12 protein-coding genes are annotated in these 13,594 nt (G+C 60.8%); 4 read left to right on the plus strand and 8 right to left on the minus strand.

Features of this window, described 5'->3' with window-relative positions:
• The first annotated feature begins 497 nt into the window (after window positions 1-497).
• Together RR842_RS07900 and RR842_RS07905 are read left to right on the plus strand one after the other, a co-directional pair.
• Window positions 498-1,277: an SDR family oxidoreductase gene (locus tag RR842_RS07900; protein ID WP_332518619.1), complete on the plus strand. Its 780-nt coding sequence runs from the start codon at window positions 498-500 to the stop codon at window positions 1,275-1,277.
• Window positions 1,278-1,286: 9 nt separating this feature from the next.
• On the plus strand, window positions 1,287-1,634 hold the full coding sequence (locus RR842_RS07905) for a hypothetical protein (RefSeq protein ID WP_332514974.1): 348 nt from the start codon (window positions 1,287-1,289) through the stop codon (window positions 1,632-1,634).
• A gap of 421 nt (window positions 1,635-2,055) precedes the next feature.
• Here RR842_RS07905 and RR842_RS07910 read toward each other — a convergent pair whose 3' ends face one another.
• From RR842_RS07910 to RR842_RS07920, 3 genes are all read right to left on the minus strand, one after another.
• The gene (locus tag RR842_RS07910) at window positions 2,056-2,538 is read right to left on the minus strand and encodes an ATP-binding domain-containing protein (RefSeq protein ID WP_332729408.1); all 483 of its coding nucleotides are present in this window, start codon (window positions 2,536-2,538) and stop codon (window positions 2,056-2,058) included.
• The gene (locus RR842_RS07915; RefSeq protein WP_332729409.1) at window positions 2,504-3,418 is read right to left on the minus strand and encodes a hypothetical protein; all 915 of its coding nucleotides are present in this window, start codon (window positions 3,416-3,418) and stop codon (window positions 2,504-2,506) included. The genes RR842_RS07910 and RR842_RS07915 overlap by 35 nt, the downstream gene beginning before the upstream one ends.
• A gap of 379 nt (window positions 3,419-3,797) precedes the next feature.
• The gene (locus tag RR842_RS07920) at window positions 3,798-5,870 is read right to left on the minus strand and encodes an elongation factor G (protein ID WP_332514793.1); all 2,073 of its coding nucleotides are present in this window, start codon (window positions 5,868-5,870) and stop codon (window positions 3,798-3,800) included.
• Between the two features lie 372 nt (window positions 5,871-6,242).
• On the opposite strand from RR842_RS07920, the gene RR842_RS07925 reads away from it, so the two are divergent.
• Window positions 6,243-6,644 (plus strand): hypothetical protein, encoded by a 402-nt coding sequence (locus tag RR842_RS07925; RefSeq protein WP_332553913.1) that lies wholly within the window; start codon window positions 6,243-6,245, stop codon window positions 6,642-6,644.
• A gap of 183 nt (window positions 6,645-6,827) precedes the next feature.
• On the opposite strand, the gene RR842_RS07930 is transcribed toward RR842_RS07925, so the two are convergent.
• The 4 genes from RR842_RS07930 to RR842_RS07945 form a co-directional block, all read right to left on the minus strand.
• A complete protein-coding gene (locus tag RR842_RS07930) occupies window positions 6,828-8,558 on the minus strand; it encodes a DUF4179 domain-containing protein (protein ID WP_332553914.1) in 1,731 nt (576 codons plus the stop codon).
• The gene (locus RR842_RS07935) at window positions 8,555-9,133 is read right to left on the minus strand and encodes an RNA polymerase sigma factor (protein WP_332513861.1); all 579 of its coding nucleotides are present in this window, start codon (window positions 9,131-9,133) and stop codon (window positions 8,555-8,557) included. Before RR842_RS07935 ends, RR842_RS07930 begins: the two co-directional genes overlap by 4 nt.
• Before the next feature lie 282 nt (window positions 9,134-9,415).
• The gene (gene modD, locus RR842_RS07940; RefSeq protein WP_332513860.1) at window positions 9,416-10,258 is read right to left on the minus strand and encodes a ModD protein; all 843 of its coding nucleotides are present in this window, start codon (window positions 10,256-10,258) and stop codon (window positions 9,416-9,418) included.
• 99 nt (window positions 10,259-10,357) lie between these two features.
• On the minus strand, window positions 10,358-11,659 hold the full coding sequence (locus RR842_RS07945; RefSeq protein WP_332513859.1) for an amidohydrolase: 1,302 nt from the start codon (window positions 11,657-11,659) through the stop codon (window positions 10,358-10,360).
• A 264-nt stretch (window positions 11,660-11,923) separates the two neighbouring features.
• Here RR842_RS07945 and RR842_RS07950 point away from each other — a divergent pair, with 264 nt between their 5' ends.
• Window positions 11,924-12,778, plus strand: a complete 855-nt coding sequence (locus RR842_RS07950; protein WP_332513857.1) for an Mrp/NBP35 family ATP-binding protein — start codon at window positions 11,924-11,926, stop codon at window positions 12,776-12,778.
• Window positions 12,779-12,840: 62 nt separating this feature from the next.
• Here the strand turns inward: RR842_RS07950 and RR842_RS07955 are convergent, their stop codons facing one another.
• Window positions 12,841-13,392, minus strand: coding sequence for a hypothetical protein (locus tag RR842_RS07955; RefSeq protein ID WP_332729410.1), 552 nt, complete (start codon window positions 13,390-13,392; stop codon window positions 12,841-12,843).
• Window positions 13,393-13,594 lie beyond the last annotated feature (202 nt).

The following is a 13,594-nucleotide window of genomic DNA, read 5'->3' on the forward strand; positions in this document are numbered from 1 at the left end:
GGCTACACCCTCTACTACCGCAAGTCAGCCAGCAGCTACGAGGCTGCACTCGCCCGCTACCGTGACCAGCAAGAAAAACAGTCAAAGGAATAGCGCCGCGCAAACCGCTAGCCAACCAGGAAATCCTCAGAGCCGAGGTCGTGATAGTAGCGGCCTCGCTCAGACGAGGTGTTCGTGGTAAGCAGCATCGTGCGGATGCCCTCGTGCACACGTGGAGCGAACATCGCCTTCACTGCAGGAAAGGGGGAGTCGAAACAGATGTTTTACTGTACGAAAAAACCGAGACCTGAATCAATCCTGAAAAACCGATCGCGTTCCCGTCCGATCGCGCAACGGCAACCCTCGCCCGGGGATAAGCACCGCTCCCCTACCGCTTACCCCGCAGGAAAAATGCGCTCGCACGCACGTGCTATGATACGATCAGTAACAATATCTTGTATCGATAAGCCTACAACACCCCAGCCAAGGCGTTGCAGGCATCGCACGAAAGGACGACGATGGGCATTTACGTCATCACTGGCGCGTCAAACGGCATCGGCGCAAAGACGGCCGAGATACTGCGCGAGCGCGGCCACGAAGTCGTGAACATCGACTTGAAGGGCGGCGACATCAACGCCAACTTAGCAACGAAAGAAGGCCGCGCGAACGCACTAGCCGCGTTGCATGAGCGCTACCCGGAGGGCATCGATGCCATGATCTGCAACGCTGGCGTATCGGGCGGCAAGGTACCCATCTCGTTGATCATCTCGCTGAACTACTTCGGCGCCACCGAAATGGCGATGGGCGCATTCGACCTGTTGGAGAAGCGCGGAGGCAGCTGCGTGGTCACCTCCTCGAACTCCATTGCGCAGGGCGCTGCACGCATGGACGTGGCCGGCATGCTGAACAACCAAGCCGACGAGGATCGCATCCTGGAACTGGTGAAGGATACCGATCCTGCCATCGGGCATGTGTACTATGCCTCCACAAAGTACGCCCTGGCCCGTTGGGTACGTCGCATGAGCGCCGAGTGGGGTTCGCGCGGCGTTCGTCTGAACGCTATCGCACCCGGCAACGTGCGCACCGCCATGACCGCCAACATGCTTCCTGAACACAAGGCTGCCATGGAGGCCATCCCCGTGCCGACGCACTTCGGCGAAGAGCCGCTCATGGATCCCATCGAAATAGCGAATTCCATGGCGTTCATCGCCTCGCCCGAGGCAAGCGGCATCAACGGCGTGGTGCTGTTCGTGGACGGCGGCACCGACGCCCTGCTCAATTCCGAAAAAGTGTATTAGGAGGCAGACATGGTCATCAACGATTTCGCCGCCGCGATGCAGAGCAAAGATCATCGCGCGCTTGCAGCCTGCTTCACCCAGGAATGCCGCCTGGTCGACTATTGCCCGTCTATGGTGCAGCGCCAAAACTCGTTTGTGTACGGGCGCAACGCCATCGAGATGTTCTTCCACAACAAGTTCATGTTCGGCGGTTTCGGCATGCTGGATGCGCGGGTAATGAACGAGCACACGGTGAACTTCTACGCCGACTACAACGGCGCCATCATCCATGCGCTCGCCCAGATCGAGAACTGCAACGACGGAGTATGCAGCCTCGACGACAGCCTCATTCGAGAGCTGGTCATCCGTCCGGCATAGGGAGCCTCCCTGAGCGATTGACCGCGAACGGTGCTACGTGCCCGCATGCGCGGTCGATCGCTCGGTAAGGAAATCGGGGTGCGCCGTTAACGCCATCCTGCTCAAGCGACTTTGCAGACGCCCCTATCTTTCGCTCAGATGCAAAGGGTACGCCAATGGTCGCATAACAGCGGAAATCAGAGCTTTTGGCGAAACAGGCGCGCTTTGCGTCCATTTAAGGGGCAAAGTGTCGGAGTCGCTCAACCCGAAAATCCAAACTACCTGATCAGGGAAGCGCGAAAGAACGCTTCGTTTTGGCGAGCAGTGATTTCGGACGCAAAGCGGGTGCATTTTGCCAAATGAGGCGCAAAAGACCGCTTCGGCAAGAGGGCGCAACATTCTGAAATGCTTTTCCCTCGCGCCTTGTCCGCGGAGCAAACGCTCATCTCGCAAGGAATTCCGCAGGTTCGCCCCGGTACAGGAGCGAAAGCCGGTGCATGGCGCGCGTCACGGCCACGTAGAGCAGATTGCGGTCTGCTGCCGTGGCGTACTGGCGACTGTCAACGTCAAGCACGATGACCTCGTCGAATTCCAGGCCCTTAGCCATCTTCACCGAAGCCACCGTCACCCCTTCGGAGAACGTGACAGAATCCCGACCGACGAAGTGCACCTCGTGATCGAGCGCCAGAAGCTCGGCATAGCGCTGCGCCAACTCGTCTGATTTGTGCAAAATCCCCAGCGTCTTGCCCTCGCCTGCCTGGAAGCGCTCGATCAAGCGCCCCACCTGGTCGAGTACGTCTCGCGTGTCGCGGCAGGCCGCGATGAGCGGCTCTTCCCCATGGCGGGCAACTGCCTCCAAGCCGCAGATGGGCTTGATGCGCCGCGCCAGCTCAACGACCTCGTAGGTGGAGCGGTAGCTGCGCATGAGGCAGGCGGTACGCGCATCGGGGTAAGTAGGCCGCGACCTCCTGCTCGTCCAGGCCTTCGCGGCCGTCCACCATCTGGAAGCAGTCGCCAAGGATGGAGATGTAGTCGCCGAACACGCGGTTCGGCGAAAGGATGACCACCGACTTCGAGTTCAGACGTTCCTTCTGCCGGTACAGCAGGTAGGCTATGCGATGCAGCGCAATAGATGTCTTGCCCGAACCCGCCACGCCCTGGATGACCAACGTGCCCGGGCGCTCGTCGCGGATGAGGGCGTTCTGCTCCTTCTGGATGGAAGATATTATGGTGCGCATCTTGCGGTCGGACGTGCGGCTGAGCTCGCGCTGCAGCACCTCGTCGCGCACGCTGGAAGCGCTGTCCACCGCATACACCAGCCGCCCGTGCTCGATACGGAACTGGCGCTTGCCGACGATAGCGCCACGCACCGTGCCCGTCGGAGCCTCGTACTCGGCCACACCCAACTCGTAGTCGTAGAACAAACCCGCAACCGGCGAGCGCCAGTCCGACACGATGCTCCGGTTTCCGAAGCGGAAAGCGAACCGCCCCACATAGGCTTCCACGCCCTCGCCGTCCTCCGGCTTGAAATCGACCCGTGCAAAATAAGGGGAATCGAGCAGCTTCTCAAGCTGAGCCTTCGAGGCACCTGCCACGGCCGCACGACGGTCAACCTCGCTGAGGGCCAGTTCGCTCTGGAACTTCTCGCTGGGATCGATCTCGCCGCGAGCCTCTGCCAAGTAGCGCTTCGTATCATGATAGGAGCCGTCGATTCCTTCAAGCAGGTTCGTCGCCTGCCCAAGCGCCTCCCGAACCATTTCAAGCACAGTCTCCAGATGCTGCTGGTCTTCAATACCCTGGTCCATGATGCCCTCGCCCCTTCCTTGTCGGGCCCGCCCGCAAAAAGACAGGACGAAGCCTTCGGTTTCTGCCGATGGTGGGTGTTATGGGATCGCGAATCTAAAGCAAGCCTGCCTCGTGTCCGTCTGCGATGGATTTCGCCTGCGTCCGAGAAAGAGCTTCAGGGATGTGCCCGCCGGGGGATCGGCATTCAGGGCAAAAGTCGATTCGTTCCGCCTGATCGCTCGCCGAAGCAACGATATGCCCGGCAAGGGCCGATCATGGTACGACGCGCGCCACGATGCCACGGATGAGTTCACAGAAGCGCGCCATGCTCGGCACACCAAAGAAGAGCGCCGCCCCAACAGGAGGGCGGCGCCCGCAGCGCTTTGAAGACCAACCAGGCTAGTTCCCTGCCGCCCTCGCGGCCTGGTACTCCTCGACCAGACGCTTGGTCACATCGGCCGGAGCCTGTTCGTAGCCTTCCAGCTCCAAGGTGTAGGAACCGCTGCCGCGCGTGATGGAACGCAGGTCCTTGGTATAGGTGACCACCTCGGCATAGGGCACGCGCATGATGATGACCGTGTCGCCCGCGTCGTTGGAGTCGGTGCCCACGATGCGGCCGCGGCGCGTGGAGATATCGCCCATCACGGGGCCGGCATACTCCTCGCTCACCGTCACGGAGAGGTTCGCCATCGGCTCGAGCAAGATGGCATCGGCCTTCTCGCAGGCGGCGCGGAAGCCGACACGTGCAGCGATCCTAAACGCCATCTCGTTGGAGTCCACGGCATGGTAACTGCCGTCGTAGACCGCGCACTTGATATCCTCCATCGGGTATCCGGCCAGGAAGCCCTCGCGCATGGCATCCTGCACGCCCTTGTCGATAGCCGGCAGGTAGCCGCGTGGTATCCTGCCGCCCACGATCTCGTCGAGGAACTCGTAGCCGCCGCCAGCATTCGGCTCAACACGCAGCCAGCAGTCGCCGAACTGTCCGGCGCCGCCCGTCTGCTTCTTGTGGCGGCCCTGCGCCTCGGCGGTCTTGCGGATGGTCTCGCGGTACGGGATGCGCACGGCAATAAGCTTCGCCTCGACGCCCGTCTGCTCCCTCAGGCGCGCCAACAGCGTGTCCACCTGAGCCTCGCCCATGGCGGTAATGACCGTCTGATGCGTTTCCTCGCTGCGGCTGATCTGCAAGGTGGGGTCGGTTTCCGCAGCGCGGGCCAGGAACGTGCCCAGCTTGTCCTCGTCTTTCTTGTTCACAGCCTCGATGGCCACCGGGTACTGCGGAGTGGGCAGCGGCAGCGGATCGATGGCGATGGAGCCCGACTTCGACAGCGTATCGCCGGTGCGGGCGTCCGTGAGCTTCGGCACGACGATGATGTCGCCAGCCCTCGCGCTCTTCACGTCGTTGGACTCCTTGCCCATCATGACGTACAGATGCCCGATGCGGTCCTTCTTCGCAGTGCGTGCATTGATCAGCTCCATGCCCGGCTCCATCACGCCGGAGATAACCTTCAGGAAGCTCAAGCGCCCGACGAAGGGGTCGGACACGGTCTTGAATACGAACGCGGCAGGCTCGCCGTTCTCGTCGACGGTGGTCTCCTCGCCATTGGCCAGGCGGAACCCGCCGTGATGGCGCGGATGGGGGAAATAGGTGGCAATATCTTCCATAACGCCCTGGATGCCCTGCTTGATAATGGTAGAGCCCACGAACACGGGAATGAACAGCTCTTGGGCGATAGCCTTGTCCAGCAGCTGCTCCAACTCCTCCTGTGTGAGCTGCTCCTCGCCGTCCAGGTACTTCATCATCAGCTCGTCGTCGGCCTCGGCAACCAGATCGCAGAGCTTGTCGCGCGCGGCTTGCGCCACCTCGACGTAGTCGGCCGGGATCTCCTCGATACGCTCGGCCTCGCTGCCCGGATCGAAGTAGCGGGCCTTCATGCGGATGATGTCGATAACGCCCTTGAAGTCGGCGTCCACGCCGATAGGGATGGTCACCGGGCCCAGACGCGAGCCGAAGCGCGCATGCAAAAGCGCCATGGCGGTGTCGAAGTCGGCGTTCTCGCGGTCGATGTGGTTGATGAACACGGCACGCGACAAGCGCATGTTCTCGGCCTCGCGCCAAAGCTTGGTGGTCATGACCTGAGGGCCGGCAACGGCGTCGATCACGAACAGCGCCATCTCGGCCGCCTGCATGGTAGCCAGCGTATCGCCGATGAAGTCAGGGTGGCCGGACGTGTCCAGCAGGTTGATCTTGAAGTCCTTGTAAGGAATGGGAGCGATGGACGTGCCGATGGTGAACTTGCGCCGGATCTCCTCATCGTCGTAGTCGAGGTAGGATTTCCCGTCGTGCGTCGTGCCCATGCGGGGCGTACGACCGCTGACGTGCAGCATCGCTTCGGCAAGCGATGTCTTGCCGGCGCCATCTTGGCCCACCAGCACAATGTTTCGTACGTGTTCGGTAGCAGGAGCTGCCATGTTGACCACCAACTTTCTTGTTGGGTGGCGCACGCCTTCACTTGCTTATCTTTAAGGCGCGAACCACAGTCGAGCCTACACAAACATTTTTCCAACCCTCACGCACACGCGAACGCCGCGCGGATACCGATGGTTTGTAGTGTATCGCATATGGGGTGCGCGATACGGTCAAAACAGGAGAATTCGTCTGAGGGAAAGCATCATGGTACCGGTGCTCGCCGGGGCCCTTGCCACGGCTTTCTGAAGAAGTTGCTGCGAATTCGTTACCAAACAGTGACGGATGTGTCAGGCACGGCATTGACAGAGCGACGCGCCTGACGCATCCGTATAATCACGGGGAAGCATACGTAGCGATTCGAACGAGGTAAGGCAATGAGCGCACCGGAACCCATAATCGAGGTCAAACCTGTCACGAGCACCCAAGGCACTGCACATGGCGCAGCGAAAAAGAGTACGGCGAGCGCGGGCACGACGGCGGGCGGCGATGCATTCCGCACGCCCTCATACGGTCGCAAGGCTGTGTCCGGGGAAGGTGCCGCCGCGTCGCCGGCAGCCCAGACCGTAACGCAGGCAACCGTCATCGGCGAGACGGGTTCCGCGACAGCGACAAAGGCTCCCAACCGCACCACCGGCGCGGTGCAGCTGGTTGCAGGGAGCGCCATCGCGCTGGTGGGCGTACCCCTGCTCCTCCTGCCCGGTCCCGGCCTTTTGGCCATTGGCGGCGGCGTGGCCCTTGCGGTAGGTGGCTTGAAGAAGCTGCGGCGGGGGAAATAGACGCGCGAAAAAATTGGCGCAAAAGCCCGGAAATACGAAGAGCACCTCAGGCAAACAACTATCGGCAACGTAGATGCCGATAGTTGTTGCGCTGCACTTTATACCGCGTTGATAGTTTTTAAGGCAGCCCTTTAGGGGGCCCGAGAAGCCCGCCGAGGCAAGTACCTTGGCGGGCTTCCAGCTTTACGTGCGTGCGACAAACGGCAAAGTTTGTGCTGCGGCCGATTCCTCTAGGTAGTGACCGAAGCTTGTACGGTAAGAGTAGAGGTGCAGGTTTTGCAGCTCGTTGTCGCCAGCAGCGTAATACGAGGTCATCTGAATCTGTTCGCCGGTTAGGTAATCGTACTTATGATACTGGACCGCAGTATGGTACCCACCGTACGTCTCGCCTGTCTCCGGGTCGGTATACTCGTCTTTCAAAGCCGTGGGCGTGTCGACGGAATGGAGCTCGAAAGCACTGCGGAACGCTTCCGGCGCCCAACCGTAGGGCTTGAGGCCGATGCTTACCGTATTGTCGGACACCTTCCAACTGGTAATCTCATAGCCGCCATATTCGGTCGTCGGCAATTGCGCGCCAATCTGACTCACGTCGACTTCTTGCGCCGGATTCGCCTCGTTGAGCGCCTTGCGCTTGTCAATGGCATCGGGCTCGCCCGCCTCGCGGGCAGACTGCGTCAAGGCCATAGGTGTGAACGTGACGCTTTGGGCATCTTTCGACATACCTGAAAGCTCCATGACGTAATCGGCTGCCGGGCTGTAACCCATACCATCGCCGGCATTCACGAAGTTGAGCGCGCTGCCTTGGTCGTCCGTCATTTTGAGCAGCTGCGGCAGCATCGACGTGTCGGACGGGTGGTACACGGGGCGACCGCCTTCTTCGATGGTCTCGACTTCGTCGTTGCGCACGATGAACACCGTTCCTAGCTCAGAGCGGGTGAATCGCTTGATGCCCAGCGTTTTCTCGCCCTCGCTGGTTTGGAATACGATATCCTGCGCCCCCAATTCGTCAGGCTGCGCCACCGTGGACAGATCAAGACCCACTTCAAACAGGGTGCGCTCCATCAACTCGCCGCCCTCGACCTGCGGTTTTACCATGTCGGTCAACAAAACACCAACCTCATCGGGAAGCACCACGCCGGGCACAATGCGCATAAGACACTTCACCTTGTCGCCCTCCCGGTAGGCGTCGAGTTTGTTCACATCGCTCTTGCAAAGGAGCTCTCCCGCACTTGTTATCTGCGCCTGAGAGAAGAGGGGCATGATCTGCTGCAACCGCGTCCACTCGTTCTCGTTGGAGCCTTCGTAGATAGACTCCGCAGCCAGATCGAAACCGCCTTCTTTCTCAATGGTGAAGAAGAGGTTGATGATATTGCGATCGGTCGACACCGTATCGAGGGTGACCGTCATGTCGTCCACGACCGCCGACTGCCCAACCTCGGTATTGAGACTTGCCACGCCCGCTTGCAGGCTGTTGTAAATAGGCAGGTTGCTCCCACTCTGGAAGAAGGGCACGTCGCCGGCTTTCATTTGCAACAGGCTCGAGGCGGCAAACGCAGTTCCACCCAACAGCACCACCAGGGCAGCCGCAATAGCTACAACCGCGCTGCGCTTTACCACCCGCTTGCCAACCTGGGCAGCCTCGCCTTGCGCCGCCCGCGTCGGACGACGGCGCACCGTTGGCCGCACGGGTTCGCGACCCGCACTCGACCGTTCGGCGGTCGAAGCAGCGCCGGAGCGATCACCTGTGCTGGCCGGGCCTGGCACCGCGGTCTCCGCGCGCTCTTGCGGCACCGATCTCAGCGACGCATACGCTTCCTCAAGTTTCACTTGGGCTTTCGCAGGCATCGGCACATCGTAGGCACGACGAACGGCACGCTTCAGCTCATGTTCTTCGTTCAGGTTTTCAGGCGTCATAATGCCACCTCTCTCCCCTCGTTCTCGCTTAGATAGACGGCCTTGAACCTATCCCGCGCCCGCACGAGACGCGTGCGCACGGCACCTTCGGATAGATTCATGGTTTCTGCAACCTGCTGCACAGGAAAGTCGTTCACATAGAACAACGTGAGCAGCAGCCGGTCGTCGGAGGAGAGCTTACCGATGGCATCGCGCACGTCGATGATGACATCGTGGTCGGGGCGATGCTTGCCGCCAACGATCGCACGCTGCTCGTCGAATGCGAGCAGGGTTGCCGAAAACTCGCCCGAAAAGCCCTCTGGAGCATAGGGTGTCTCGCGCTTGCGCTTGCGCAGCAAGTCGTAGCTTGTATGCAGCAAGATGCGCATGAACCAGGTAGCCAGATGGCTGCGCCCCTCGAAGCGGGGAATAGCGCGCCAGGCCTTGATCGTAGCATCCTGCAGCGCGTCCGCCGCATCGTCCACATTGCCGAGCACCGCCACTGCCGCCTTCCACAAGGGAAGCTTATGTTGTTCGAATAATTCCGCAAACGCATCGCTGTCGCCGCGCTGGGCACGTTGTAAGAGATCAATCACGCAGGCGCCTCCTTAATTCGACCGGATGCCTATTGGACGCACCGAACAAGGGGCATGTTACACAGAAGTTTGGGAATTCTCGTTTGCTTGCTTCAATAAAATAAAAGCTATTAGGTCATGGACAAAATCGAACCTCGGGCACACCGAAAACGGCGGCTTGCGAGGCAATCGCAAGCCGCCGACGCCCAAAAGGCCAGCTCATGAAATCTTCGAAGTAGCTTCAAGTGGCGACACAATGCCCCGAAGCTCGATTTTGTCCACGTCAAGTTCGCTCCGCTCCTTCTACAGCCTCCGCATCCGCACGCTCATGTCGACAGGCTTGGCGGTAAAGGGTGCCGTGGTGGCAAGGCCGTCAACACCGGTTGCGGCATAGGCAGCAGCATTATGGAGACCGATGCCGCCAGCCGCCACGAGCGTAACGCGCGGGTCGATGGCGCGCAGCTCGCGCACAAGCGGTGCGAGCTGGTCCACGGGAATCTTGTCGAGCTGAATACCGTCAACGCCGGCAGCTGCCAGCACGCAGGCACGGGCAGCATCGGCTTCCACGAACAGCTTCTTCTCTATGCAGCGGCCTTTGATGACCGGCAGTTGCTCGACGAATGCATCGAAGCCGCCGAAAAACGTAAGATGATGGTCGAACACGAGCACCGTCTCCGACAGCCCCAGCCTATGAGGAAACGCCCCGCCGGCTATGGTGGCAGCCACCAGCAGATCCTTCGCTCCGGGTTGGCTCTTGCGCGTGGTCAGCACCTCGCAGTGCGGGTTTACGCCGTGCGCAGCATCCACCATGATGCGCGTTTTCGTCGCCACGGCCGATGCGTGATCGAACACGTTCAGGCACACCTTCCACGCTGCATGCAGATCGGCCGACGAGCCGCGCACGGCCATGAACGCATCACCGGCAGCCACGCGCTGCCCGCTCGGCACGGACGACGCCACCTCGCAGCCCAGCTTGCGCATGATACGCTCGACCACCTCGACACCCGCAAGCACGCAGTCCTCTCGCGTGAAATACTCCATCTCGCCCTGCTCGTCGCCGATGCCCAGCACCGTGCAGGTCAAGTCGATATACGGCACGTCCTCGGCAATCAGGCTGTCGATACGCGCGTCGGAAATCCGCAGCATGTCTCCCCCTCCGCTCCCTGTTTCGGTAAAACGCCTATGCTCGGCGCATGATCGATGCAACGGCCACCGCATTCCCTCGGCGACGACCCGCCGCCCTTCCTATACCTCAGAGATAATGCGGCGGGTACGTGCGGCGGCTTCGGCCTTAACCAGCTCGAGGTCGATGCCCGGATAGACGCCGTCGCGGTAGATCACCGCGCCGTCGCACATGGTCAGGCACACATCCGAGCCGTGGCCGGCGAATACCGCGTTCACCAGGGGGTTGGTCATGGGTGTCCACGAGGGGCCCGACACATCGAGTACGGCCAGGTCGGCCCTCATACCCGCACGCACCAAGCCGCAGTCCGCGCGACCCTGCGACAGCGCGCCCATGCGCGTGGCGGCGGAGAGCGCTTGCTTGGGTGTGACCACCGTCGGATCGTTCTGGTAACCCTTGTAGAGGGAGGCCAGCAGGTACAGGTCCTGCATCATGTCGTGATTGTTGTTCGACGCCATGCCGTCAGTGCCCAGGCACACGTTCACGCCACGCTCGAGCATAGCGGGGATAGGTGCGTAGCCGCTGCCCAGCTTCATATTCGACGCAGGATTGGCCGCCACGAACACGCCATGCGCAGCAAGGATATCCAGATCAGCCGGCTCGCACCATACGCAGTGCGCCGCCGTCGTGGGCGAATCGAGCACGCCGAGGCTCTCGAAGTACGCGATGGGGGTCAGGCCACCGCGACGCTCCTTACACTCCTCGTGCTCGCTTTTAGTCTCGGAGGCATGCAGGTGCATGCGCAGGCCCTTCTCCTTCGTCACGGCGGCGATGTCCTTGCAGGTCTGCGGGTTCGACGTGTACTCGGCGTGGATGTTGTAGTCGATAAGGATGCGCCCATCGGCGGCTCCGTGGTACTGGGCCACGTACTCCTCGCACTTCGCGAACGTAACGTATTCGGAGAACGGCTTGGTTTCGAAGTACATCTCGCTTTCGCAGATGTTCGCCTTACATCCCGATTCGACCACGGCGCGCACGCGCTCGTCAGTATGGAAATACATGTCAGAGAAACTCACCACGCCGTAGCGGGCCATCTCCGCACAGGCCAGAAGCGTGGCCCAGTAGTTGTCCTCGGCCGTCATCTTGGCCTCGAAGGGCCATACCATAGTCTCGAGCCAAGCATGCAACGGAAGGTTCTCGGCATAGCCGCGCAGAAGCGTCATCGGAGCATGCGCGTGCGCGTTGTAGAAAGCCGGCATGAGCAGCTTGCCCGCCCCGTCGTACACCTCGCCGAACTCCTGGGCCTGCGCCCCCTCGGGCGCTTTGGCGCCCACAGAGGCGATGCGTCCGTCTTTCACACCGACCCACTGATGTGGCTGGTGGTCGAAGTTCTCGTCCAAGATGTCGATATCTGCGAACAGCATGGCTCTCCTTGCCTCGTGCGCACCCGTCGCCGAGAGCGCCTCTTCCTGCCTTTTGGTCTTTTTGCGCGATGCATCCGCAGATGCCGCACTCACCGCACGCGCCTTGTTGGCCGACGGTGAATTCCTTTTGCATACATTATAGGACTATAGCTAGTAATGGCTGAGTACAATCTTCTTTGCATGCGTACCATATATGCTATCATGCCGGGTATGACGAGAGGCGCGCCCGCCTTCTGCGGACGCAGAAACCAGAAAGAAGGAGTCATGGCAGAAGAATGCTCGCATGAATGCGGCAGCTGCGGCGTGTCCAGCTGCGACGACCGCGCCGATGCCGGTCCGACCACATTCCCGACGAACGCCCGTACGAACATCAAGCACGTCATCGGCGTCGTATCAGGCAAAGGCGGCGTGGGCAAGTCGCTCATAACCAGCCTGCTTGCCAGCGAGATGCAGAAGCGCGGCTTCAAGGTAGGCATCCTGGATGCCGATGTGACCGGCCCCTCCATCCCCAAGACGTTCGGCATCACCAACCCGCTCACCGCCGATGCCGACGGCATCATGCCAGCCTACACCGACAGCGGCATCAAGGTCATGTCGGTGAACCTGATGCTGCCCAAAGACGACATTCCGGTCGCCTGGCGCGGCCCGGTGGTGTCCGGCATCATCAAGCAGTTCTGGGGCGAGACCAGCTGGGGCGACATCGACTACTTGTTCGTCGATATGCCTCCGGGAACTTCCGACGTGTTCCTAACCGTGTTCCAATCGCTGCCGGTGGACGGCATCGTGACCGTGTCCGCCCCGCAGGAGCTGGTGGCCATGATCGTGGGCAAGGCCGTGAACCTGGCGCACGATCTGAACGTGCCCGTGGTGGGCCTCGTCGAGAACATGGCCTACTTCAAGTGCGATAGCTGCGACAAGGTGCACCACATCTTCGGCGAACCGCAGGGTGCCACCGTGGCAGAGCGCTACGGCATCCCCGCCTATGCGACGCTGCCCATCGACCCGGACTTCGCGCGCCTGTGCGATACCGGCAAGGTGGAGGAGTACGACGTGGCCGGCGCGCTGGACCCCATCATCGCGCAGATGGAGAAAAGCATTGCCGAGAAGGCTGCCGAGTAACCTCAGACACATCTCCACGCGCACCAAGGCCTCGGGAATCCCGAGGCCTTTTTTTCGAACGCTTACGGATGCTCGTCGAAGTATCCCGTCTGACCCCGCACCTGCCAGGTGCATACCGCCAGCGCGACAATAAACAGACCGCTGACGATACCCGTGACATCAAAAATGCCCGAGGCGATGTTGCTGGCCATAGCCCAGGCGGTCAGGACAGCATCGGCGAGCGTGATCCAGAAGAACAGCGTAATCTTACAGGGGTTCTTTGCCCCACGTATTCCCAACAGGCCGATAACCAGGTTGAGCGCTGCACTCACCAACGCCGTGGAAACCACGGACGCCGTAATGCTTCCCACCTCAAGGCCGAATATCTGCATACCCGGGAACAGTGCCCCAAAGACCCAGAATCCCACACCGAATGCCAATTCCAGAACAGCCCACACCAGCATGACAACGCAGAGGCGCAAAAGCCATATCTGCCACACCGACATCGGCTTGCCGTCGGTCCCGGTATGTTGTTTGCCGCCTGGCAGGTACTTGGGCGTGTTCTCGCATGCTGCACACACGGCGTCCGCCTTCGCCGCACCCAGCTTTACAGTAGACTCTGCTTCCTCCGTCATACCATCCTCCGCCGGGCCTATCCAGCCCGCGTCAAAATCAAGCGGGCTGCCCCCAAACCCGAGACAGCCCGCCTTGCCGTTTCATGAACTTCGTATTATACGGCAAGGCAGCAAGGCAGCATAAAACCGTAAGACGATCTTAAGGCGACTGTTTGCCAACTGTTTGCGGTGCGAATCAACCTGCGTTCACGTCCGCGTTCAC

Source organism: Gordonibacter sp., assembly GCF_036667095.1.
GTDB lineage: Bacteria > Actinomycetota > Coriobacteriia > Coriobacteriales > Eggerthellaceae > Gordonibacter.

Excerpts from the sequence above, each read along its gene's own strand:
- RR842_RS07900 (WP_332518619.1), top strand. The coding sequence starts at position 498 with ATGGGCATTTACGTCATCACTGGCGCGTCAAACGGCATCGGCGCAAAG.
- RR842_RS07905 (WP_332514974.1), top strand. The coding sequence starts at position 1,287 with ATGGTCATCAACGATTTCGCCGCCGCGATGCAGAGCAAAGATCATCGC.
- RR842_RS07910 (WP_332729408.1), bottom strand. The coding sequence starts at position 2,538 with ATGCGCAGCTACCGCTCCACCTACGAGGTCGTTGAGCTGGCGCGGCGC.
- RR842_RS07915 (WP_332729409.1), bottom strand. The coding sequence starts at position 3,418 with ATGGACCAGGGTATTGAAGACCAGCAGCATCTGGAGACTGTGCTTGAA.
- RR842_RS07920 (WP_332514793.1), bottom strand. The coding sequence starts at position 5,870 with ATGGCAGCTCCTGCTACCGAACACGTACGAAACATTGTGCTGGTGGGC.
- RR842_RS07925 (WP_332553913.1), top strand. The coding sequence starts at position 6,243 with ATGAGCGCACCGGAACCCATAATCGAGGTCAAACCTGTCACGAGCACC.
- RR842_RS07930 (WP_332553914.1), bottom strand. The coding sequence starts at position 8,558 with ATGACGCCTGAAAACCTGAACGAAGAACATGAGCTGAAGCGTGCCGTT.
- modD (WP_332513860.1), bottom strand. The coding sequence starts at position 10,258 with ATGCTGCGGATTTCCGACGCGCGTATCGACAGCCTGATTGCCGAGGAC.
- RR842_RS07945 (WP_332513859.1), bottom strand. The coding sequence starts at position 11,659 with ATGCTGTTCGCAGATATCGACATCTTGGACGAGAACTTCGACCACCAG.
- RR842_RS07950 (WP_332513857.1), top strand. The coding sequence starts at position 11,924 with ATGGCAGAAGAATGCTCGCATGAATGCGGCAGCTGCGGCGTGTCCAGC.
- RR842_RS07955 (WP_332729410.1), bottom strand. The coding sequence starts at position 13,392 with ATGACGGAGGAAGCAGAGTCTACTGTAAAGCTGGGTGCGGCGAAGGCG.